Raw genomic sequence first — 2,719 nt, 5'->3', positions numbered from 1 at the left:
AAGCCCGATCAAAAACCTTGGTGATGAACCCTCTACTTTCGACATATCAGTTAAAAATGTGCTGCGTTTAAAGATTGTTGCTGTTTGGGTTGAAGGCAGCAAACTTGATTACGCAATCTGGGGCAATCCATACCTTACAGGTCCCAAAATTGTTGAGATGACAATTGGCGATATCAAGTATCGCAGCAACGATACCGAACTTGAGATGGACATTGCGCCCTACGTTAAAAGCGGTCGCACTTATCTGCCTGTACGCTATGTTGCTGAAGCTCTGGGGGCTACGGTTTTCTGGAACAACAAAACTAAAACTGCAACCGTAGCTGGAGCCAATGGAACTGTTTTGACTTTAACGATAGGCTCGAGAATTATGCGCAACAGCAATTCCAACGTTCAGATGGATGCCGCTCCCGAGATCAGAGCCGGCCGCACCATGCTTCCCATCCGCTGGGTTGCAGAAGCCTTGGGGGCGACTGTTGATTGGAATCAAGAGGCAAAACTAGTGACGATTAAGCTGCCTTAAGAGTTGTTTAGCATCTTTCGATTGAGCAAGGGGTAAGGAACATGAAATTCGGCACTTCTAAAATAGTCGTTTTTGTAATCGTTATAGCAGTCGTAATAATCGGCATGTCTATAATAACACTCCCTCGCACCCATATCGTAAATGACAAGAATAAGGAATTAGCTCCAGAGAGCAAAATTTCTATCCAGCCTGGTTTTTTAACAGAAATAGATTCGGTAAGAATTTTTAGAACAAACAGCCAGGCGGCTAATATTATAGCAGGCTCACAAGATCAAGAGGTTGATGGAACCTTAAGCGAAGATAGTGGGGCGTATTTCTTTGAACCGCATGGCAATTTTAGCACCGATTCTTTTTATCGAGTCGAGGTATCGTCTCATTCCAAGAATCCACTTTTGAATATGCTTGGCATAAAGAGCGAGAACAAAATCGTCTTTAAGACTTGGACAACTCCGAAAGTCAAGAAATTCGAGGTTATTTCGCCTGAGCATATGGACATCATAGACGGCAACGCGGATATAGATTCTCCTGTTGCAAAGATAAGAATTACTTTCGATCGACCTATGAACCCTCAGAAAACCATTATCGAATCAAGCGAAGGTCGAATAACTGAAAGCGTGGAATGGTCTAAGTCGAGAAAGAGCGTGGTCTTTAGCGTATTCGTTCTGATTGAAGATCAACAAAATTATCAATCTATAACGGTTAAAGAAGGTTCATTAGACTTTGAGAATCATCCGCTTCAATCAGGCAATATGGTTTCTCTTAGATGCTCTAAAGACCTTGGGCGTTTTAGACAAGCAGAGATATACGAGTTGGATCAAAACAATAAAATGATCTACCTACCTGCAACCGTAGAATGGTTTAATACTGGAATGTCTGGAACTCTGGAAGGAAAAGCCTGGGGAGAAGGTTCAACTGATCCGCCTGGGTGGGGATCAACAGGACCTGACGGCAGCAGTTATACATTACAAGAATGGCAAGGCCATCCTCCCCTTTTACCAGGTGCTCCTACAGGCGCCTTAATAGGAAAAAGCGGGGAATACGGGGCACCTGTAGTTTTAGGCTCAAGATTTGGGCTAAATACCGGCAGCAAGCCGCTTTACGTAAGTTTTCACGACGTAAAAGGTGCATTCTACGATAATAGCGGTGGTTACTTTATAAAAATTCATAAGAAATAGCCCATATTACTATACCTTTATCGAGGGCTTACTGGACATGATACTGAAGTGGTGATAGCTTTGCAGGATTTAAATGTTTTGAATATGCAACTCATAGATGCTGCTTTTGAATGGGATACTATTTTGGTTAATCTTCTAAATGTTTGAAGTATTGACTTTCGCGAACCTTGTAGCTACTATTAAGCCAGAAATAGCTACAAGGGGGGTTAATATAAGAGTGAAAAAAGTAACAGCGCGCGAGTTGAAGAATAAAACAGGAGAGATCATTCGCAAAGCCAGAGAAGGAGAAAAATTCTTAATTACCGTAAGAGGAAAACCCGCTGCAGCTATATTACCTGCAGAATATTTAGAAAAGAAAACTGGTGATTTAAGGCCTGCAGAACAAGCGTGGAAAGATATTGAGGAAACACTTAAGCAAAGCTCTCCTGAATTTAAAACATGGCAGGAGGCTATGGCTTGGACGCGAAAGAGAGCTTAATAGTTGTTGATACTAATATCTTTATCATCGATCTTCGCTACCAGCGCGACAAGAACTATAAAGCAAACAAAGAATTTCTCTCATACCTGGCGAAAACCGATGAGGGAGCGACAACGATTATTAACCTCCTTGAAATATGCGGCATCCTATCTTTCAACTTAAACAATCAGCAACTAACTGAGTTCTTTGCTTACTTTAGCGATCGCTACAAGGTAAGAGTATATCCAACCAATGATTTTGACGCCCCCCTACCATTTCTCACCATCGGACAGGTCTTCACCCAAATTGCCGAGAAAAACTCACTGGGAGATGCCCTCTTACTGACAACCATCAAGCAATATATACCGGGTACTACTGTAATTATCACATGGGATAAACAGCACCTGGAAGGTAAGACCGACTATGCGGTTTTAACACCAAGAGAGTTTTTGAGCCAAAGAGTTTAGTTCAGCAGCAGAGCACTTGTTAATACTTAACCCTGACCAACGTGAGGCCCTTGGCTGGGGCAGTTCTTCCCGCCCGCATTCTATCTTTTGCACCCAGAAT

At 42.5% G+C, this 2,719-nt stretch carries 4 protein-coding genes; all 4 read left to right on the top strand.

The window, feature by feature from the left end:
* Nucleotides 1-520: copper amine oxidase N-terminal domain-containing protein (locus COY37_RS05585; protein ID WP_286976638.1), on the top strand; the 520-nt coding region annotated here is incomplete at its 5' end.
* A 41-nt stretch (nt 521-561) separates the two neighbouring features.
* Entirely contained in the window at nt 562-1,695 is a 1,134-nt protein-coding gene (locus tag COY37_RS05580) for a hypothetical protein (protein WP_286976634.1), read from the top strand.
* Nucleotides 1,696-1,834: 139 nt separating this feature from the next.
* Nucleotides 1,835-2,173: a type II toxin-antitoxin system Phd/YefM family antitoxin gene (locus tag COY37_RS05575; protein WP_286976632.1), complete on the top strand. Its 339-nt coding sequence runs from the start codon at nt 1,835-1,837 to the stop codon at nt 2,171-2,173.
* A complete protein-coding gene (locus tag COY37_RS05570) occupies nt 2,152-2,619 on the top strand; it encodes a type II toxin-antitoxin system VapC family toxin (protein ID WP_286976629.1) in 468 nt (155 codons plus the stop codon). Before COY37_RS05575 ends, COY37_RS05570 begins: the two co-directional genes overlap by 22 nt.
* Nucleotides 2,620-2,719 lie beyond the last annotated feature (100 nt).

Origin of the sequence: Candidatus Aquicultor secundus, assembly GCF_002791875.1 — a bacterium.
In the GTDB taxonomy this organism is placed as follows: domain Bacteria; phylum Actinomycetota; class Aquicultoria; order Aquicultorales; family Aquicultoraceae; genus Aquicultor_A; species Aquicultor_A secundus.
The sequence above is the reverse complement of the archived record's forward strand: the minus strand, read 5'-3'. Positions and strand labels throughout refer to the sequence as shown.